The sequence below is a fragment of the Micromonospora yongxingensis genome (assembly GCF_052601155.1).
On record NZ_JBQXEO010000045.1, the window covers coordinates 1 to 19,404 of the forward strand.

Genomic DNA, 19,404 nt, shown 5'->3' on the forward strand with positions numbered 1-19,404 from the left:
TTCACCCCCGCCCTAAAGGGCGGAGCACTGGCCCGCATCCTGGTAGCACGTCATCGGTCGGGCTGGTGCTGCCCGTCGGTCACCCGCCGGATCCTTCCGCGGCGCCGTCGGGGGCGAAAGCGTCGCCGCCGGGACCGGTCTCGAGGTGGACGTGCTGGTGGCCGTGGCCGGCGTCGATGTTGATCTGATCGAGCTGGGTCGCGGCGATGGACCAGGTCGCCGCCGCCTGGGTTGCCTGTCGCGTCGCCAGTTGTGTCAGGGCGGCCCGCTGGGCAGCCGGACCGGTGACCGCGAGCAGGTAGGTGTCGACGGCGAGTGCCGCCTGGTCGAGGGCCACCCGGAGCCCTCCCCGTGCCACGTTGGTCGCGGTGGTGCCCGACGGCGGGTCGGCCAACGGCTGCGCCGCCTGACGCACGGCCTGTTGCCACTGGCGGGCCTGTTCGGCGTCGGCCTGCTGGCCGCTGGGCGTGTCCGCCTGCAGGGCGGTGAGGATGGGCGAGATCTCGTCGCTGAGGCGACGGGCCATCGTGGTCAACTCGGCGATCTGCTGGGTGTCCCGCCGTGCCTCGGCCTCCCGCATCTCGGTGATGCTCGAGTCGATGGGGTCCGGACGCCCGACGGTGTAGCCGACGGCGCCTCCCAGGAGAGCGGCCGCGAGCCCGATCGCCGTGACGACGGCCGCGAGACGCCCGATCCGGTTGCGGCGCGTGTCGCGCGCGGGGAGCAGGTAGGAGGGCTTGCCGGTACGGCGCGCCACGGCATCTCCTTGCGTCGATGGAGAGGTGGTCGCAGCCTAGCGTCCTTTCCTCAAGCTCGTCGATACTTCCCGGCGGGCTCGCAGAACTTCCGCTCTCCCCGACAGAAGCCCCCGGCGACCTCCGCCGATCAGGCGTCAGACGACCCGCCGCAAGGCGCCCGCGTCACTGCGTGTCCACACGAGACCGGTTGCGTCGACGAACATCATCGTGATCGAGAACGTGTCGCCGCTCTGTGGCGCCTTGTCGGTGAGCTGAGACCAGTCCACCGTGTTCTGTTGCGACTCGCCCGCCGGTATGCGCGCGAACGTCGTCGAGCCGACATGCCGCCTCGCCGGCGGGGCACCACCGCCGTACCGGGGAGGCGGAGGAGCTGCGAAGATCTGGCATTCGACGCCGTACACCGGCATAGAGCTGTTGTTCATCACCAGAGCGCTCACCTGGCCCGCGGCATCCGCCCCGGCGACACCCATGATCAGCCTGGCCTGGTGCGCCATCGCGTCTTCCCGGTCGAGGCGCCGCTGCCGGATCTCCCACCAGAGGCCGTACGCCAGCCCGGCGAAGGCCAGGACGGAACCGATCCCGGCGATCCAGTCGGGCACGGTGCCCCACTCGACGGCGCCCGTGGCGAACTCCATTCGCCCAAGGTAGGTCACCTACGCCCCGACCCTCCGGTGGCGGCCGGGTGGTGGGTCGAGCGTTTCGCGTCAGCGGGGCGGCATCTCCCGGCGGGACGGGAACGGGGTGCCGGGCTGGCCGAGGGTCGATCGGGCGCGCAGCCCGACCGGGTCGGGGGCGGCGGCTGGCGTCGCCGCCGCCGGCTCCGGGACCCGCCGTGCGTCCAGGTACGCGGCGGCGGCCCGGTCGTCGTCCGTGGGCGCGGCGAGCAGGGCGTAGAGCAGACCGACCACCCCGAAGATGACCGCCAGCACGATCGGCACCAGCAGGGTGCTCATTCCCGTGCCGATCACGTCGGTCGCGGTGCCCTCGCGCCGGTGCACCGAGAGGGCGCTCATGCCGGTGAAGTGCATGCCGTTCACGGCGATGCCCATGACCAGCGCGGACGCGGCGATCGCCAGCGGCCGGCGGACGGTCATGGCGAGCCACAGGGCGACGGTGGCCGCGACCACGGCGATCACCACCGAGAGGGCGACCCGGGTGGTGTCGTAGCCGAGGCTGCCGTTCAGGCGCATCGCCGCCATGCCGGTGTAGTGCATCGCGGCCACGCCGGCACCGGTGAAGATCCCGCCGGCGACCAGCCGCACCGGGTTCAGCCGGCCGGTGCCCACGATCGCCAGGCCGATGCCGACCGCCACCACGGCGATGGCCGTGCTGGCGGCGGTGAGCGGCACGTCGTACCGGATCCGGGTGCCGTCGACGGCGAAGCCGAGCATGGCCATGAAGTGCATCGCCCAGATGGCGGTGCCGCCCAGGGCCCAGGCGGCCAGCAGACCCCACCAGGCACGCTGGCCGGCGGTGTCGGCCGTGCGGATACGCCCGGCGCACACCAGCCCGAGGACCGAACCGAGCACGGACAGCGCGTAGCTCAGCGCGGGCGTGATCCACCCGTACTCAAAGTGATTGATCTCCGCCACGGCGGCCTTCTCCCCATCAGTTACCGGCGCGTAAAGGACGCGCCCGGGCAATGATCAGGGGTGGCCTGAGCAGGCGCAACAGCACCCCCCGGGCCTGTTCAGGGGGTGCTGTTGCGGTGACCGTCCGATGCGTCGATTCGCCGGCGGCGATGACCGACAGTGATGCTCAGGCGGAGGTGTGGTACGCCAGCACACCCCGGTTGATGGCCGCGATCGCCTGCCGGGCGGTGGAGCGCAGCTCCGGCGACGCGCCGCCGGAGTCGGCCAGTTGACCGAGGAGGTCGACCACCTGCCGCGCCCACCGGACGAAGTCACCGGCCGGCATCTCGCCGTCGAGCTCGTGACCGCTGCCCAGCACCTTGGCCAGCGCCTCGCCCCGAGCCCACCGGAACACAGGCCACGCGAAGCCGAGGTCCGGCTCCCGGGTGGCGTTCAACCCGCGCGCCGCCTCGTCGGCCTCGATCTCGCCCCACAGCTTCAGCGTCTCGTCCACGGCGTCGGCCACCGGCCCGCGCGGCAGCGACGCCCGCTCGTCGACGTCGCGGCGCGCCTCGAAGACCACCACGGACACCGCGGCGGCCAGCTCGGCCGGGGACAGGCCGTCCCACACCCCTCGACGCAGGCACTCGGCGACCAGCAGGTCCGCCTCCGTCCAGATTCGGCCAAGCATCCGACCGGCGTCGGTGACCGCGCCGTCACGGGCGAGGTAGCCGCGGTCGGTCAGCAGAGCGACGATCCGGTCGAAGGTCCGAGCCAGGGAGCCGGTACGCCCCGACACCCGCTCGCGCAGCTCCTCCGTGTCGCGCTCCAGCCGCCGGCGCCGCTCCGCCCAGCGGGCGTGCTCCTCCCGTTCCGGGCAGGCGTGGCAGGGGTGGTTGCGCAGCTCGGTGCGGAGCTGGGACAGCCGGTGGTCCTCGCCCTCGGCCTGCCGGGAGCGGCCACCCCGGCGACCGCCGTGCCGGTCCAGGCCGGTGCCGCTGACCTCGGCGGCGAGGTCCCGCCGGGCGCCCGGCGATCGGTGGTTGAAGTGCTTGGGCACCCGGATCCGGGCGAGCACCTCGGCGGGGGTGGTGAAGTCGCCGGGGCTGACCCGGCCGGCCCAGCGGTCCTGGGTGAGCACCAGCGGCCGGGGCTCACCGAACCCGCCGGTCGCCGGGTCCAGCACGACGGCCAGACCGGCCCGCCGGCCCGACGGCACCCGGATCACGTCGCCGATCCGCAGCCGCTCCAGCGACGCCACGGCGGCGGCCTTGCGCTGGCTCTGCCCCTGCCGGGCGATGGCCTTCTCCCGCTCGGCGATCGCCACCCGCAGCGCGAAGTACTCGTCGAAGTCGCCGTGGTGGCAGGCCGCCTCCGCGCCGTACGCCTCGATGGTCTCGGTGTTGCGCTGCACCTGCCGCGCCAGGCCGACCACCGAGCGGTCCGCCTGGAACTGGGCGAACGAGGACTCCAGCAGCGCCCGGGCCGGCTCCGCGCCGACGGTGCCGACCAGGTTCACGGCCATGTTGTACGAGGGCCGGAAGCTGGAGCGCAGCGGGTAGGTGCGGGTGGACGCGAGGCCGGCCACGTGCCGTGGGTCGGTCTCCGGGGACCACACCACCACGGCGTGCCCCTCCACGTCGATGCCACGCCGGCCGGCGCGCCCGGTGAGCTGGGTGTACTCCCCCGGCGTCAGGTCGACGTGCGCCTCGCCGTTGTACTTGACCAGCCGCTCCAGGACCACGCAGCGGGCCGGCATGTTGATGCCCAGCGCGAGTGTCTCGGTGGCGAAGACCGCCTTGACCAGGCCGCGGACGAACAGCTCCTCGACGATCTCCTTGAACACCGGGAGCATGCCGGCGTGGTGGGCGGCCAGGCCGCGCTCCAACCCGTCGAGCCATTCCCAGTAGCCCAGCACCGACAGGTCCTCGCCGGGGATGGCGGTGACCCGCGACTCGACCACCCGGCGGATCTCGGCCCGCTCGTCCGGTGAGGTGAGCCGCAGCCCGGCGGCGAGACACTGCTGCACCGCGGCGGCGCAACCGGCCCGGCTGAAGATGAACAGGATCGCCGGCAGCAGGCCCTCCCGGTCCAGCCGGTCGACGATGTCCGGGCGCATCGGGCCACGCCAGCGCGGGCCACGCCGACCGGCGCCGGGCCCGGCGCTGCGTCCCTCGCCCATCTCCAGACGGCGTACGGTCTCGCGGGTGTAGCGCAGCAGCTCCGGGTGCACGTCGTGTTTGCGGGCGGCGTCGGCGTCGTGGAACAGGTCGAACATCCGCTTGCCGACCAGCATGTGCTGCCACAGCGGCACCGGCCGGTGCTCGCTGACCACCACCGCGGTCTCGCCGCGCACGGTGACCAGCCAGTCGGCGAACTCCTCGGCGTTGGAGACGGTCGCCGACAACGAGACGAGGGTGACCGAGGCGGGCAGGTGGATGATCACCTCTTCCCACACCCCGCCGCGGAACCGGTCAGCGAGGTAGTGCACCTCGTCCATGACCACGTAGGCCAGCCCCTCCAGGGTGCTGGAGCCCGCGTACAGCATGTTGCGCAGCACCTCGGTGGTCATCACCACCACGGGCGCGTCGCCGTTGATGGCGTTGTCGCCGGTGAGCAGGCCGACCTGCTCGGCGCCGTACCGGTCGACCAGGTCGTGGTACTTCTGGTTCGACAGCGCCTTGATCGGCGTGGTGTAGAAGCACTTGCGCCGGGCCGGGGGCGTCGCCGCTTCGTCGGCGGCCGCCGGGTCGCCGGGTCGCCCCCGCAGCGCCAGGTGGACGGCGAACTCCCCCACGACGGTCTTGCCGGCCCCGGTGGGGGCGCAGACAAGCACACCGCTGCCCCGCTCCAAAGACTGGCACGCCTCCCTTTGGAAGTCGTCGAGGTCGAACCCCAGATCGAGGGCGAACTCGTCCAGCGCCGGGAACTGTGAGGCCTGCGCGGCCCGGCGGCGCGCCGCGGCGTACCGCTCGGCGGGGCTCGACATGTCACCAAGATTAGTGCGTGGCGGGACACGACACCCGACAAGGCCGTCTGGAGGTGCCGTCGGCGGCGGTCGGTAGGGTGCACGGCGTGCCGGACCATGCCGAACCGCCCCAGAATCGTCCGCCGGGCAGCGCCGAGGACGCCGCCGCCCCCCGGGCGTCCCGACGGCCCGTCAAGGCGGTGCTGTTCGACTTCCACGGCACCCTGGCCCAGGTGGAGGAGCCCCGGCAGTGGGTGCTGTCGGCCGCGGAGGCGTGCGGAGTGACCCTGGACCGTGTCCGGGCCACCTCGCTGGCCGACCGGCTGCTGACCGCCGGGCGGGCCGGTGGGCCGCTGCCGGCCCGGGTGCCGCCCCGGCTGGCCGAGCTGTGGGCCGACCGGGACCTCTACGCGCACGCCCACCGGGGCGCGTACACCGGCCTGGCCGAGACCGTCGACGCGGGCATCGAGGGCTTCGCCGACGCGCTCTACGAGCGGCTGCTCAACGCCGAGGGCTGGGTGCCGTACCCGGACACCGCCCCCACGCTGAGCGCTCTGCGCGACGCCGGGGTGCGGGTGGCGGTCGTCAGCAACATCGGCTTCGACATCCGGCCGCACTTCGACGCCTGGGGCCTGACCGACCTGGTGGACGCGTTCGTCCTGTCCTACGAGGTGGGGCGGTGCAAGCCCGACCCGGCGATCTTCCTGCGCGCCTGCGGGATGCTCGGCGTCGACTCCGAGCAGACCCTGATGGTCGGTGACACGCCGGCCGACGCGGGTGCGGTGGGCGCCGGTTGCGCGGTGCTGGTGCTGCCGGCCGCCGACCCCGGCCGGGAGAACGGGCTGGGCGCCGTGCTGGATCTGGCCCTGCCGGCCTGAACGGCGCCGACCCGCCCTGTGCCCGCGGGGCTCGGTGACGGGCCCGGTCGCGCGTCCGACCGGACCGGTGGCCGCTGTGCCGTCAGCCCGGATGTGGATCACCGGTAGGTCGCCGTCGCCGTGCCGGTCCTCCCCGCTCAGGATCGAGGGCGTCGTGTTCGAGTACGGCCAGCGCGGTGGTGGCCAGATCGGCGCTGCCTGTCAGGGTGCGCCAGAAGCTGATTTCGGGAGGTGGACACCGCCGCAGGACGGCCGGAGCCCACCGCCTACCGTCGTGCCTGTGACGGAGACCCTGCTGCCCACGCCACGGCCGACCGACACGCCGCCCGCCCGGCGCGGTGGCGTCGCCGCCGTGGGTCTGGTGCTCGGCGGGGCGCTGTCGGTGCAGTTCGGCTCCGCCGTGGCCGCGCTGCTCTTCCCCCGTACCGGGGTGGCCGGCGCGGTGACCCTGCGGCTGACGATCTCGGCGGTGCTGCTGCTCGTCGTGTGCCGCCCCCGGCTGCGCGGCTACGACCGGTCCGACTGGGTCGCGGCGGGCGCGTTCGGGCTGGCGCTGGCCGGTATGAACTCGCTGTTCTACCAGGCCATCGAACGGATCCCGCTGGGCCCGGCGGTGACCCTGGAGGTGCTCGGCCCGCTGGCCCTGTCGGTGTTCACCGCCCGCCGGCTGGCGAGTTGGTGCTGGGCGGGGCTGGCGCTGGCCGGGGTGGCGCTGCTCGGGCAGGGCGGCTTCGACCGGCTGAACCCCGCCGGGGTGGCGTTCGCGTTCGGGGCGGGCGCCATGTGGGCGGCGTACATCGTGCTCAGCGCCCGGGTCGGCGGCCGGTTCCCCGGCGCGGACGGGCTGGCCCTGGCGCTGACCCTCGCCGCGCTGGTCACCCTGCCCCTCGGCATCGTCGACGGCGGCGCCGTGCTCCTCGACCCGGCCGTGCTGGCGCTCGGCACGGCCCTCGCGGTGCTCGCCTCCGGGCTGCCGTACACCCTGGAACTGCTGGCGCTGCGGCGAATGCCCACCGCCACCTTCGCGGTGCTGATGAGCCTCGGCCCGGCCATCGCCACGCTGGCCGGTTGGCTGGTGCTGCGGCAGGCGCTGACCGTGCTGGAGTGCGCCGCCATCGCGCTGGTCATCGCGGCCAGCATCGGCGCGGTACGGGTCAGCGCAGCAGCCGCAGGGCGCCCGGCACAGCCGTGATCGTCACCGGCAGGTCCAGCGAGCGCTCCCCGTCGGCGTACGTGGTGATCCCCTCGGCGGTCAGCTCCACCGTCCGGGCCCGGTAGCTGCGCACCAGCGGGTGGCTGACGTGGGTGCCCCGGTAGATGCGCGGCTTGACCCGGACCAGGGTGCGCCGGTTGATCCGGCCACCCACCACCACGTCGAGCAGCCCGTCGGTCGGGTCGGCGTCCGGGCAGATCCGCATTCCGCCGCCGTACGTCGGGCAGTTGCCCACCGCCACCAGCACCGCGTCCACCTCGTGCGGCTCGCCGTCCAGGCGCAGCGTGTAGCGGCGGGGCCGCAGCCGGGCCAGCTCGACGAGGATCGCCAGGTCGTACCGGCGGGGGCCGCGCGGCCAGCGCATCCGGTTGGCCCGCTCGTTGACGATCGCGTCGAACCCGGCCGCGAGGACCGCCCCGTACCAGCGGTGGGTGCCGTCGGCGCCGGTCATCCGGGCGAGGTCGACGGCGTGGGTCCGGCCGGCACGCAGCGCCTCGGCGATCGCCGCCACCGCCGCCAGCGGGTCGGCCGGGAAGCCGGTGTCGAGGGCGAAGTCGTTACCGGTGCCGGCCGGTACCGCGCCGAACGGCACGCCGGTGCCGGCGGCGGCCTGTAGCGCCAGGTGCACCGTGCCGTCCCCGCCGATCGCGACCAACGCGCCGGCCCCGTCAGCCACCGCGGTGCGGCAGGCCGCCTCCGCCTCGGCCGGGCTGGACGCCGACAGCAGCCGCACCGGTCGGTCGGCGGCAGCCAGCCCGTCCAGCAACCGGGGCAGCACGGCGCGGTGCCGCCCCCGGCCGGCCGTCGCGTTGGTGAGCACGACGACGGGTCCCCCGGCGTGCGGGCCGGACGGGTGATCGTCTGCGGTCACGGGCAGCACCGTAGCCGGTTGCGTGCCCGCCGTACACCGGGGGCGGTGACGTCACCGGCGGTCCCGGCACCGGCGCGCACGGTGAGCTGCACGACGGTGTCGTCGATGGCGAGCCCGCAATGCGGCGACGCCGCCCCCGGCAGGCGGGGACGGCGTCGGCTGACCAGGCGGCGCGGGCCGTCAGGTCATGTCGTCGTAGCGACGCTCGATCGGGGCGGGCGGGGCGATCGGATCGGGTGCGCCGACCGGCGCGGTCGCGTCCACCCGCTGCCCGGCCTCGACCGGGTCACGGTCGAACTCCAGCGGCGACACCTCGTCGTCGTCGATACCGGCGTAGATCTCCTTGCCGCGTCCGCGCCGACGATCGTTGAGGAACGCGATGCCGACCGCACCGAAGTAGAGCGCGGAGAGGCAGATCGCCAGGGCGGTCATCCCGAACGGGTCCGGGGTGGGGGTGACCACGGCGGAGAAGGCGAAGAACACGAAGATCGCCACCCGCCACCAGCTCAGCAGCCGCTTCGCGCTGGCGATGCCCACGAAGTTGAGCATCAGCACGATCAACGGGAATTCGAACGCCACCCCGAACAGCAGGATCAGGTTGGTGACGAAGGAGATGTACTTGGTGATCTCCAGTGTCGTGCTGATCTCGCTGTCGGAGATGCTGAGCAGGAACTCCAGGCCCTTCGCGGTGACGAAGTACGCCAGCACCGCGCCGGCCGCGAACAGTGGCGCGGCCAGAGCCGTGAAGAAGTACGCGTAGCGCCGCTCGTGCCGGTGCAGACCGGGTGCGATGAACGCCCAGAGCTGGTAGAGCCAGACCGGCGCGGCCACGATCAACCCGACCCAGAGCGCGACCTTCAGGTTGAGCAGGAACAGGTCGGCCGGGCCGAGCTGGACGAACTCGCACTTGCCGTTGACGATCCTGGCCTGCGGCAGGTCACAGTAGGGCTGTTGAAGCAGGTGCAGCACCGGCTTGGCCAGCCAGACGCCGAGGGCGAAGCCGATCAGGATCGCCAGCGAGGCACGGAACAGGCGGTTGCGCAGCTCGCGGACATGCTCGATGAGCGTCATCGAGCCGTCGGCGGCCCGTTCGAAACTGCTCGGGCCGCGCTTACGCAGTGCGAAGGCCACGGTGATCGGGCCTCTCGATCAGTTGTCGCGGACGCGGTGCACCGGGTCGACGACCGGCTGCTGCTGCGGCGGGGCCTGGTACGGCGCCTGCTGCGGCTGCCCGGCGTGCGGCGGCAGCGGCTGGTAGCCGGCCTGCGCGTCGGCCTTCTCGGCGAGGTCGCGGTCGTCGTCCTGCAGGCTCTTGGTCTCGGCCTTGATGATCCGCAGCGAACGGCCCAGCGAGCGGGCAGCGTCCGGGAGCCGCTTCGCACCGAAGAGCAGGATCAGCACAACCACAAGAACCGCGATGTGCCACGGCTTGAGGGCACCCATGAGAAGCTCCAGTCGCTCTGTGTGTCCGGGGGTGGTACGCCGCCCATCGTACGTGCGGATCGGCGGGATGCCACCTGCCGGGGGATAGTCATCCGGGCCGGCCGGTGAAGTCTTGACCAACCCGGATGATCAGTCAACCATCGCCGAAAGGTCGGCGCGGCAGCGGCCCTGCCCCACCCGGGGCGAGGCCATGACGAGCGTCGATCAGCCGCGTCGGGCCCTGATCACGGCGAGCCGCCGCTGGGTGGTGTCGAGCTGGCGCTGGACACCCTCGGCGCGCTGCTGCAACGCCTCGGCGGTTTCCCGCAACGCCTCGGCCTCGGCGGCCCGTCGCTGCAACGCCACGGCGGCGCGGCGCAGCCGGGGCAGTCGGGCCAGCACCGGACGCACGGCCAGCGCGAGCGCCACGAGCGGCAGCAGCACCACCGCGAGCACGATCCAGATCAGCACGGCGCTCAGCCTACTGGGTGCGGCCGGCCACCGCCGGGTCGCCCGACGCCGCCACCGACCCGCCCGACGCGCCGGGCGTCGCGGACTCAGGTGTCACCGCGTCGGCGTCGGGCCGCCGGGGCGCGGCGGTGGGCGCCGGCACGGCGTACGCGTCCAGCGCGGCGGCGGCCGTCGCCCGGACCTGCTCGGCCAGCTCGACCGGGGCGACCACGGTGACGTCCGGGCCGAGGCCGAGCACGAACCGGCGGGCCCACCCCAGATCGGTCACCCGCAGCGAGACCAGCCACTGGTCGCCGTCGCCGGCCTCCACCCGCTCGCACGGGTAGTACTCGGTGATCCACCGCTCGCTGCGGGCGATCCGCAGCGTGATCAGCGGCAGGTCGGGCGAGGGACGGAAGACGCCCTCGGTGAGGTCGTGCGGGACGGCCTGCGGCGGCACGACGGCCGGCTCGTCCAGCTCGGTGATGGCGTCGATCCGGTCGGCCCGGAACAGCCGGACCGCCTCGGCGCGGCGACACCACGCCTCCACGTACGCCCGGCCGCCGACCATCAGCATCCGCAGCGGGTCGATGACCCGGTCGGTGGTCTCGTCGCGGGCCGCCGTGTAGTAGGTGATCCGCAGCGCCCGGCCGCCCTCGACGGCGGCGCGCAGCGCCTCCACCCGCCGGGTGTCCCCCGGCAGCCGGACCGCCACCGGCGCGCCCACCAGGTCCCCGGCGGCGTCCTCGATCTTCGCGAGGGCCCGCTCGACGGCTTCCCGGTTGGCCACCCCCGGTGTCTCGGCGAGCATCCGCAGCGCCACCACGAGCGCCAGTGCCTCGTCGGGGGTGAGCCGCAGCGGCCGGTCGATGCCGGCGTCGTAGGTGATGGTCACCCGGTCGCCGTCGAAGGCCATGTCGATCAGGTCGCCGGGGCCGTAGCCGGGCAGCCCACACACCCAGAGCAGCTCCAGGTCCTCCCGCAACTGCCGCTCGGTGACACCCAGGTCGCCGGCGGCCTCCGCGATCTCGATCCCCGGGCGGGCCAGCAGGTAGGGCACCAGGTTCAGCAGCCGCGCCAGACGGTCGGCCGAGGCGCGGGAACCACCACGGGCGGTCGGCCGCGTCACCGGGCACCCCCGGCGACGGCCAGGTCGTCATGCCGGGCGGCGATCTCCTTGAGGCGTTGGATGACCGCCTCGCGGACCTCCGGCGGGTCGAGCACCCGCACGTCCGGGCCGTACCCGACGAGGTGGCCGGCCAGCCCGTCCGGGTCGGCGTAGGGCAGGACCAGCCGGTCGCCGTCGGGCCCGGCGATCACCTCGACGGCCCAGCGGCGCAGCCCGGCGGCGCGGCCGGGCGCGGCCAGCACGGTGGCCCGGCCGGTGCGCTCCACCGGGCCGGACCAGCGGGCCACGTGGCTGATCAGGTCGACGCCGGCCGGCGGCTCGTAGGCACCGGGCGTGCCGGTCACCCGGACCGCGCCGACCACGCGGGATAGCCGGAAGCAGCGGGTCGCCGCCCGGTCCAGGTCGTGGCCGACCACATACCACCGGCCGCGCCAGCAGACCACGCCCCAGGGCTGCAGCCGGCGGCGGCTGGGCGCGTCCCGGTCGGGCACCCGGTAGTCGAAGCCGACCTCGCGGCGATCCCGCGCGGCGGCGGTCAGGGGGCCGAACGCCGGGTCGACGGTGACCATCGGCTCCAGGCCCAGGGTGGCCTGCGGGTCCACGTCCACCCCGGCGGCGCGCAACTTGGCCAGCCCGGAGGACGCGGCGGCGGCGAGCCCGGCGTGCTGCCACAGCCGCGCGGCGATGCCCACGGCGGCGGCCTCGTCCGGTTCGAGGGGGATGTCGGGCAGCGCGTACTCCCGGTGGGCGATGCGGTAGCCGGGCTCGGCGTCGAAGACGCTGGCCGTCCCGGTCTCCAGCGGCACACCCAGCTCGCGCAGCTCGGCCTTGTCCCGCTCGAACTTGCGCTGGAACGCCTCGTGGTCGCGCGCGTCGTCCGGATCGTGCTCGTAGCCGGGAACGGTCGCGGCGATCTGCGCGGCGGTCAGGAACCGTCGCGTGGACAGCAGGCAGATCACCAGGTTGACCAGGCGTTCGGTGCGGGTCCGCGACACGGGTAGACGCTAGCAGCCGACGCGCCGGGGACGTGCACCCACGCGGGCGTGCCGCACATCTGTTCGGATCCGGGTGTCCGCGCCGCTCGCCCGGCGGGGCGCCGCCACCGGTCATATGGTGACCCTCATGTCGGAAGCGGACGTCAAGACCGAGAGCGTCGGCACCGTGGTCGTCGCCGGGGCCGCCAACCTCGCCATCGCGGTGGCCAAGCTGATCGCCGGGCTGATCTCCGGCTCCGCGGCGATGCTCTCCGAGGCGGCGCACTCGGTCGCCGACACCACCACCGAGGTGCTGCTCTTCCAGGCGCTGCGTCGGGGCGCGCGCCCGGCGGACACCCGGCACCCGTTCGGGTACGGCAAGGAGAGCTACGTCTGGGCCTTCTTCGCCGCCATGTTCACCTTCGTCGCCGGCGCCGGTTTCGCCGTCACCCACGGCGTCACCACGATCCTGGTGCACGAGCACAGCGGCGACTACCTGATCTCGTACATCGTGCTGGGGGTGTCCTTCGTCATCGAGTCGATCTCGCTGGCCCGGGCGGTGCGGCAGGTCCGGGGCGAGTCCCGACGCTGGAGGACGACCCCCCGGCGGTTCCTGCGGCTGACCGGCGACACCACCGTCAAGGCCGTCTTCCTGGAGGACAGCGCGGCGCTGATCGGGCTGCTGCTGGCCGGGCTCGGGGTGGGCCTGTCCCAGGCCACCGGCGACGAGGTGTGGGACGGCGTCGCGTCGATCCTGATCGGGCTGCTGCTGCTGACGGTCGCCGGGATCCTGGCCAGCAACAACCTGTCACTGCTGGTCGGGCGGGCGGTCCCCGAGCGGCTGCGCCACGAGATCGAGCAGGAGCTGGCCAGCCTGCCCGAGGTGGAGCGGATCGACACCCTGCTGACCATGCAGCTCGGCCCGGACGACATTCTCGTCGCCGCGAAGGTCGACTTCCGCGACGAGGCCACCGGCGCGGCCATCGAGGCCACCGCCGACGAGGCCGAACGGCGGCTCACCGGGCGGTACCCGGAGGTCCGGTACGTCTTCCTCGACCCCACCCGTTCGCTGCCCGGCGCCAGCGGCCGGACCCGCGACGTCCAGGCCAGCCCCGGCCCGGACGCCGGCGGCACACCCGAGCAGACCTGAGCCACGCCCGGACCACCCGGGCGCGGGACGCCGGGCCGGCGCGGCTAGCGTGCCCGTCATGGTGCGATGGCGGGCGGGGACGGTGGCGGCGCTGCGACGGCAGTGGACCGGGGCGATGGAGCTCGACGTCGACCTGCCCGACGGCACCCGCATGCGGGCGCTGGCCTACCCGGAGCTGGTCGGCACACCCGAGCCCGGCGACCGGGTGCTGCTCAACGCCGGTGCGCTGCTGATGGGACTGGGCACCGGCGGGTACGCCCTGGTGGTGGCACTGCCGGACCGGCTGCCGCCCGACCCGCCGGTCTCCGGCGACACCCGCGACGCCGGGCACCTCGTCAAGGCCCGCTACACCCCGCTGCAACCGATCCTGCTCGGCGTCGACGAGGAGGCGTCCCCGCACCGGGACGTGCTCGCCGGCGCCGACGACCTCGGTGGAATGCCGGTGGTCACCGCCGACCTGCACTCGGCCCTACCGGCGATTTTGGCCGGCATCCGCGCCGACGCCCCGCACGCCCGGGTGGCGTACCTGCTCACCGACGGCGGGGCGCTGCCGGCCTGGTTCTCCCGCACCCTCGCCGGGCTGCGCGACGACCTCGCCGGCACGATCACCGTCGGACAGGCGTTCGGCGGCGACCTGGAGGCCACCGGGCTGCACGGCGGCCTGCTCGCCGCCCGGTACGTGCTGCGCGCCGACGTGGCCGTGGTCGCCCAGGGGCCCGGCAACCTCGGCACCGGCACCCGGTGGGGCTTCTCCGGAGTCGCCGTCGGCGAGGCGGTCAACGCCATCGCCACGCTCGGCGGCCGACCGGTCGGGTCGCTGCGGATCTCCGCCGCCGACCCCCGTCCCCGGCACCGCGGCGTGTCCCACCACAGCCTCACCGCGTACGGGCGGGTGGCGCTCGCCCCGGCGGAGCTGGTGCTGCCCGACGACCTGGACCCGGCGCTGGCCGCCGAGGTCGACGCGGCGCTGGCCCCGCTGGCGGCCCGGCACCGGATCGTCCGGGTGCCCACCGCCGGCCTCGACGCCGCGCTGCGCGCCAGCACGGTGCCGCTGTCCACCATGGGCCGTGGCCTCGACGCCGACCACGCCTACTTCCTGGCCGCCGCCGCGGCCGGCCGCCACGCCACGACCCTGCTGCCCTGACCCGGGTCAGCGGATCACGGGACGCTGGTCGCGGGGCAGGGCTTCGATCAACTCCCGGGGCAGGTTGAGAGTGTCCGCGCTGACCTGCGCCGGGGTGTTCGCCATCCACTGGGTCAGCGAGACGGACTCGAACCGGGGCTTGCGGAACACCTCCAGGAAGACCAGTGGCTCGTCACCGAGGTTCTCGATGTAGTGGCCGTACGCGAACGGCACGTACCCGACGTCACCGGAGCGCATGTCGAAGGTGCCGGCCACCCCCTGGCTGGCGAACACACCCATCCGGCCGTGACCGGACAGGTAGTACTGCCACTCGTCGTCGGTGGGATGCCAGTGCAGCTCACGCATGCCACCCGGGTCGACCTCCACCAGAGCCGCGCAGATGGTGGTGGACGCGGCGAACTGGGTCACGTCGGCGATGCGCACCTGGCCGCCCGGGAAGCGCTGCGGTTTCTGCGCGAGCAGCCGATGGCTCAGCGAGCGGGGCACGTCCCCGGTCGGGCTCACCACCCGGTCCTGGTCCAGCGGCGGCGGCACCTCCCCGGCGAAGATGTACTTCTCCCGCTCCGGGATCGTGTCGAGCTGCTCGGGCCGCCAGCCGAAGTTCTTCGCCAGCACGTCCTTCGGTGTGTGCGCGAAGTAGTCGCTGATCAGGAACGTGCCGTTCTCGGTGAACGCCCCGTCGTCGAAGACCAGGAGGAACTCCACCCCCTCGTCGAGGGCCTGGATGTGGTGCGGCACCCCCTGCGGGAAGAACCACAGGTCCCCGGCGCGTACGTCGTCGAGGAAGTTGCGGCCCTCCTGGTCGACCGCGCTGATCCGGGCGCTGCCCTGCGACACGTACGCCCACTCCGACTGTTTGTGCCAGTGCATCTCCCGGTACCCGCCCGGTTCCAGCGCCATGTCCACACCGCAGAGCTCGGTGGCGATCGGCAGCTCCCGCACCGTGACCTCGCGGGTCCAACCGCCGCGCTGCACCCGGGTGTGCGCGTCGGAGAAGGAGAACCGCAGGTTGGGCAGCGTGCCCGCGTCGGTGCTCGGTGGGGTCAGCAGATCCGGGTTCTGCCGGTCCCGGACCACGTCACGCGGCCCGGGATCCTGCCAGCCGGCCTGCCCCCGCTGCGGCTGTGGCGCCGCCGTTCCGTCGCCCGTCATCATTCGCTCCCTCCGTCGACCTGCCCGTTGCCACCGGGCGGCTCCGCGCTGCGGGCGTCCGGGGACCGGCGGCGCTTACCCGACCCGGGGGCCCCGTGGGGCCAGCGGTGGCCCGGCGAGGCCAGTCGTCGGCACGGGAGCAGCGACGGTGCGGCGGCCCGGGCATGGCGGGCCGCCGGAGGTGTACGGGAGTGCCGGTCGTCGAGACCGACGAGGGGATCAGGCGAGGAAGATCAGGGCGAGCCAGCCGCCCACGATCAGCACCAGCGCCAGGGCGAGCACCCACGTCGGCACGGTGTACTCGCCGCGCCGGTTGCGGTCGATCTCGGCGCGGATCTTGTCCCGGCGGCGTTCGACCCAGTTCTGCCGCTCGGCGCCGCGCTCGGGGCGGTCGGAAGGTCCAGAAGTCGTCATGGCGCGCCCAGCGTACCGAAAGCGCCGGCCCCGCCGGCGCACCGCACCGTCGGGGCCGGCACACCGGTCACATGCTGGCGATCAGCCGCTCCACCCGCTCGTCGTACGCCCGGAACGGGTCCTTGCAGAGCACGGTGCGCTGCGCCTGGTCGTTGAGCTTCAGGTGCACCCAGTCGACGGTGAAGTCCCGCCGCTTCTCCTGGGCGTGCCGGATGAACTCGCCGCGCAGCCGGGCCCGGGTGGTCTGCGGCGGGGTCTCCTTGGCCTCGAAGATCTCCGGGTCGGTCGCCACCCGGTCCACCTCACCGCGACGCTCCAGCAGCCCGTAGAGACCGCGACCGCGGCGCACGTCGTGGTAGGCCAGATCCATCTGCGCCACCCGCGGATGCGACAGCGGCAGGTCGTGCTTGCGCTGGTAGCGCTCGATCAGCCGCAGCTTGCTGACCCAGTCGATCTCGCGGGAGACCGGCTCCAGGTCTCCGGTCTCCACGGCGTTCAGCACCCGCCCCCACAGCTCGACGACCCGCTTGGCGGCCTGGTCGCCGCCACGGCGCTCCACGAACTCGGTGGCCTTGGCCAGGTATTCCTGCTGGATGTCCAGGGCGCTGACCTCCTTGCCGGAGGCCAACCGGACCTTGCGCCGGCCGGTGATGTCGTGCGACACCTCCCGGATCGCCCGGATCGGGTTCTCCAGCGACAGGTCGCGCATCACCACCCCGGCCTCGATCATCCGCAGCACGATGTCGGCCGTGCCGACCTTGAGCAACGTGGTGACCTCGTTCATGTTGGAGTCACCGACGATCACGTGCAGCCGCCGGTAGCGTTCGGCGTCGGCGTGCGGCTCGTCCCGGGTGTTGATGATCGGGCGGCTGCGGGTGGTCGCCGAGGAGACGCCCTCCCAGATGTGCTCGGCCCGCTGCGACAGGCAGTAGACCGCGCCGCGCGGGGTCTGCAGGACCTTGCCGGCCCCGCAGATCAACTGCCGGGTGACCAGGAACGGGATGAGGACGTCGGCGAGCCGGCCGAACTCGCCGTGCCGGGAGACCAGGTAGTTCTCGTGGCAGCCGTACGAGTTGCCGGCCGAGTCGGTGTTGTTCTTGAACAGGTAGATCTCACCCGCGATGCCCTCGTCGTGCAGCCGCTTCTCCGCGTCGACGAGCAGGCCCTCCAGGATCCGCTCGCCGGCCCGGTCGTGCGCGACCAGGTCGGTCACCGAGTCGCACTCCGGAGTGGCGTACTCCGGGTGCGACCCGACGTCCAGGTAGAGCCGGGCCCCATTGCGCAGGAACACGTTGCTCGACCGACCCCAGGACACCACGCGACGGAACAGATACCGCGCGACCTCGTCCGGGGACAGCCGCCGCTGCCCGCGATAGGTGCAGGTGACGCCGTACTCGGTCTCGAGGCCGAAGATTCGCCGCTCCATGGTGTGACATTAGCCGCCCGGAGGCCCCGTTCGTCACTGTCACACCACAGGTCGTGCCCCGGGGGCGGTCACATACCGGCTGAGTGCGACATTCCGTCCGGTCCGATGCTCGCCACGAACTGGCGGCAGCTGTCGTACTCGGGCAACAGCCCGCGCTCGCGGGCCTGCGCCAGCGTCGGCGCCGCGTCGTCGCGGGCGGACAGCAGCGGGACGTCGGCCGGCCACTCGATGGCCAGTTCCTCGTCCAGCGGGTGCACGGCGTGCTCGCCCGTCGGGTTGTAGGTGGCCGAGCAGAGGTAGCTCAACGTCGCGTCGTCGGTCAGCGCGCAGAAGCCGTGCCCCAGCCCCTCGCTGAGGTAGACCGCCCGGCGGTCGGTGTCGTCCAGGCGGACGCCCTCCCAACGGCCGAAGGTGGGCGAGCCCACCCGCAGGTCCACCACGATGTCGAGCACCGCGCCGCGTACGCAGGTGACGTACTTGGCCTGCCCGGGCGGGACGTCGGCGAAGTGGATGCCGCGCACCACGCCGCGCGCCGAGACCGACATGTTGGCCTGGGCCAGCCGCAGCGGGTGCCCCACCGCCTCGGCGAGACGGTCGAAGCGGTACCACTCCATGAACATGCCGCGCGGGTCGCCGTGCTGCTGCGGGGTGATCTCCCAGGCGCCCTCGATGCTCAGCTCCCGGATCTTCACCAGGCTCCCCCGTCGCCGCCGCTCTTCTCGGCCAGCAGACCGAGCAGGTAGTCGCCGTAGCCGCTCTTGGTCAGCGGCTCGGCCAGCGCGCGCAGTTGGGCGTCGTCGATCAGGCCGGCCCGCCAGGCCACCTCCTCGACACAGCCGATCTTCAGACCCTGCCGCTCCTCGACCACCCGGACGAACTCGGCGGCCTGCATCATCGAGGTGAACGTGCCGGTGTCCAGCCAGGCGGTGCCCCGGTCCAGGACGGTCACCGACAGCTCCCCGGTCTCCCGGTACACCTCGTTGACCGCCGTGATCTCCAGCTCGCCGCGGGCGCTCGGGGTGAGCTTGCGGGAGATGTCGACCACCCGGTTGTCGTAGAAGTACAGGCCGGGCACGGCGAAGCGGGACTTCGGCCGGGCCGGCTTCTCCTCGATCGAGAGCACCCGGCCCTCGGCGTCGAAGTCGACCACGCCGTACTCCTGCGGGTTCGCCACCTGGTAGGCGAAGACCCGGCCGCCGACCAGGTCACCGTGGTCGGCGAGCTGCCGGCCCAGACCGACGCCGTGGAAGATGTTGTCGCCGAGGATCAGCGCCACCGACTCGTCGCCGATGAAGTCGGCCCCGAGGATGAACGCCTGCGCGATGCCCTCCGGGCGCTCCTGGCTGACGTACTCCAGCCGCAGCCCGAACTGGCTGCCGTCGCCGAGCAGCCGACGGAACTGGTCCTGGTCCTCCGGGGTGGTGATCACCAGGATCTCCCGGACCCCGGACATCATCAGGGTGGAGAGGGGGTAGTAGACCATCGGCTTGTCGAAGACCGGCATCAGCTGCTTCGACACCGCACGGGTGATCGGCCAGAGCCGCGATCCGGTGCCACCGGCAAGTAGGATTCCACGCACCCGGGGGAGCCTACCGGGACGGCTACGCAACGTGCGCGGGGGTCGCGTCTCCCGCCTGGGGCGAAACTTCGCGTACACTTCCGGACCCGTGAGGATCCTCGTCACCGGCGGAGCCGGATTCATCGGGTCGGAGTACGTTCGTCTGCTGCTGGGCAAGCCCCTGGGCAGCGCCGAGGGCGTGCCGCCACTCGAACCGGCGGCAGTGACCGTGCTCGATCTGCTGACCTACTCGGGTAACCGGGCGAACCTGGCCCCGGTCCAGAACGACCCCCGGCTACGGTTCGTGCAGGGCGACATCTGCGACG

The 19,404-nt window shown here is 73.2% G+C and carries 20 protein-coding genes; 5 read left to right on the top strand and 15 right to left on the bottom strand.

Annotated elements, in window-relative coordinates; genetic code table 11:
- Positions 1 to 79 precede the first annotated feature (79 nt).
- The 4 genes from ACTWLT_RS31035 to ACTWLT_RS31050 form a co-directional block, all read right to left on the bottom strand.
- On the bottom strand, positions 80 to 757 hold the full coding sequence (locus tag ACTWLT_RS31035; RefSeq protein ID WP_445321418.1) for a hypothetical protein: 678 nt from the start codon (positions 755 to 757) through the stop codon (positions 80 to 82).
- A 135-nt stretch (positions 758 to 892) separates the two neighbouring features.
- Complete coding sequence (locus ACTWLT_RS31040) at positions 893 to 1,393, bottom strand: hypothetical protein (RefSeq protein ID WP_445321419.1); 501 nt, start codon at positions 1,391 to 1,393, stop codon at positions 893 to 895.
- Between the two features lie 69 nt (positions 1,394 to 1,462).
- Positions 1,463 to 2,350: an MHYT domain-containing protein gene (locus ACTWLT_RS31045; RefSeq protein ID WP_445321420.1), complete on the bottom strand. Its 888-nt coding sequence runs from the start codon at positions 2,348 to 2,350 to the stop codon at positions 1,463 to 1,465.
- 166 nt (positions 2,351 to 2,516) lie between these two features.
- Complete coding sequence (locus ACTWLT_RS31050) at positions 2,517 to 5,318, bottom strand: DEAD/DEAH box helicase (protein WP_445321421.1); 2,802 nt, start codon at positions 5,316 to 5,318, stop codon at positions 2,517 to 2,519.
- Between the two features lie 179 nt (positions 5,319 to 5,497).
- Between ACTWLT_RS31050 and ACTWLT_RS31055 the strand changes: the two genes are divergently transcribed.
- Positions 5,498 to 6,175, top strand: coding sequence for an HAD family hydrolase (locus ACTWLT_RS31055; protein ID WP_445321432.1), 678 nt, complete (start codon positions 5,498 to 5,500; stop codon positions 6,173 to 6,175).
- A 280-nt stretch (positions 6,176 to 6,455) separates the two neighbouring features.
- On the top strand, positions 6,456 to 7,367 hold the full coding sequence (locus ACTWLT_RS31060) for an EamA family transporter (protein WP_445321422.1): 912 nt from the start codon (positions 6,456 to 6,458) through the stop codon (positions 7,365 to 7,367).
- Here the strand turns inward: ACTWLT_RS31060 and ACTWLT_RS31065 are convergent.
- From ACTWLT_RS31065 to ACTWLT_RS31090, 6 genes are all read right to left on the bottom strand, one after another.
- Positions 7,330 to 8,268 (bottom strand): diacylglycerol kinase family protein, encoded by a 939-nt coding sequence (locus ACTWLT_RS31065; protein WP_445321423.1) that lies wholly within the window; start codon positions 8,266 to 8,268, stop codon positions 7,330 to 7,332. The genes ACTWLT_RS31060 and ACTWLT_RS31065 overlap by 38 nt on opposite strands.
- 171 nt (positions 8,269 to 8,439) lie before the next feature.
- Positions 8,440 to 9,390 carry a twin-arginine translocase subunit TatC gene (tatC, locus tag ACTWLT_RS31070; protein WP_445321424.1) on the bottom strand — a complete coding sequence of 317 codons (951 nt, stop codon included), beginning with the start codon at positions 9,388 to 9,390 and terminating at the stop codon, positions 8,440 to 8,442.
- A gap of 18 nt (positions 9,391 to 9,408) precedes the next feature.
- A complete protein-coding gene (gene tatA / locus ACTWLT_RS31075; RefSeq protein ID WP_252414657.1) occupies positions 9,409 to 9,702 on the bottom strand; it encodes a Sec-independent protein translocase subunit TatA in 294 nt (97 codons plus the stop codon).
- Between the two features lie 204 nt (positions 9,703 to 9,906).
- Positions 9,907 to 10,152: a hypothetical protein gene (locus ACTWLT_RS31080; RefSeq protein ID WP_445321425.1), complete on the bottom strand. Its 246-nt coding sequence runs from the start codon at positions 10,150 to 10,152 to the stop codon at positions 9,907 to 9,909.
- A 10-nt stretch (positions 10,153 to 10,162) separates the two neighbouring features.
- A complete protein-coding gene (locus ACTWLT_RS31085; RefSeq protein WP_445321426.1) occupies positions 10,163 to 11,260 on the bottom strand; it encodes a helix-turn-helix transcriptional regulator in 1,098 nt (365 codons plus the stop codon).
- Positions 11,257 to 12,255, bottom strand: a complete 999-nt coding sequence (locus ACTWLT_RS31090; RefSeq protein WP_445321427.1) for a helix-turn-helix transcriptional regulator — start codon at positions 12,253 to 12,255, stop codon at positions 11,257 to 11,259. Before ACTWLT_RS31090 ends, ACTWLT_RS31085 begins: the two co-directional genes overlap by 4 nt.
- 127 nt (positions 12,256 to 12,382) lie before the next feature.
- Between ACTWLT_RS31090 and ACTWLT_RS31095 the strand changes: the two genes are divergently transcribed.
- Positions 12,383 to 13,384, top strand: a complete 1,002-nt coding sequence (locus ACTWLT_RS31095) for a cation diffusion facilitator family transporter (protein ID WP_445321428.1) — start codon at positions 12,383 to 12,385, stop codon at positions 13,382 to 13,384.
- 58 nt (positions 13,385 to 13,442) lie between these two features.
- Positions 13,443 to 14,528 (top strand): DUF3866 family protein, encoded by a 1,086-nt coding sequence (locus ACTWLT_RS31100; RefSeq protein ID WP_445321429.1) that lies wholly within the window; start codon positions 13,443 to 13,445, stop codon positions 14,526 to 14,528.
- Between the two features lie 6 nt (positions 14,529 to 14,534).
- On the opposite strand, the gene ACTWLT_RS31105 is transcribed toward ACTWLT_RS31100, so the two are convergent.
- The 5 genes from ACTWLT_RS31105 to rfbA all read right to left on the bottom strand — a co-directional run bounded on the left by ACTWLT_RS31105 (position 14,535) and on the right by rfbA (position 19,099).
- Entirely contained in the window at positions 14,535 to 15,680 is a 1,146-nt protein-coding gene (locus ACTWLT_RS31105; RefSeq protein WP_445321430.1) for an oxalate decarboxylase family bicupin, read from the bottom strand.
- A gap of 219 nt (positions 15,681 to 15,899) precedes the next feature.
- Positions 15,900 to 16,094, bottom strand: a complete 195-nt coding sequence (locus ACTWLT_RS31110) for a hypothetical protein (RefSeq protein ID WP_252414671.1) — start codon at positions 16,092 to 16,094, stop codon at positions 15,900 to 15,902.
- A 67-nt stretch (positions 16,095 to 16,161) separates the two neighbouring features.
- Positions 16,162 to 17,520 (bottom strand): Pup--protein ligase, encoded by a 1,359-nt coding sequence (pafA, locus tag ACTWLT_RS31115; protein WP_074309747.1) that lies wholly within the window; start codon positions 17,518 to 17,520, stop codon positions 16,162 to 16,164.
- 68 nt (positions 17,521 to 17,588) lie between these two features.
- Positions 17,589 to 18,212 carry a dTDP-4-dehydrorhamnose 3,5-epimerase gene (rfbC, locus tag ACTWLT_RS31120; RefSeq protein WP_445321431.1) on the bottom strand — a complete coding sequence of 208 codons (624 nt, stop codon included), beginning with the start codon at positions 18,210 to 18,212 and terminating at the stop codon, positions 17,589 to 17,591.
- The gene (gene rfbA, locus ACTWLT_RS31125) at positions 18,209 to 19,099 is read right to left on the bottom strand and encodes a glucose-1-phosphate thymidylyltransferase RfbA (RefSeq protein ID WP_252414674.1); all 891 of its coding nucleotides are present in this window, start codon (positions 19,097 to 19,099) and stop codon (positions 18,209 to 18,211) included. Before rfbA ends, rfbC begins: the two co-directional genes overlap by 4 nt.
- An 88-nt stretch (positions 19,100 to 19,187) precedes the next feature.
- On the opposite strand from rfbA, the gene ACTWLT_RS31130 reads away from it, so the two are divergent.
- Positions 19,188 to 19,404, top strand: a 217-nt coding sequence (locus tag ACTWLT_RS31130) for an NAD-dependent epimerase/dehydratase family protein (protein WP_445320411.1), incomplete at its 3' end; no start/stop codon positions are given.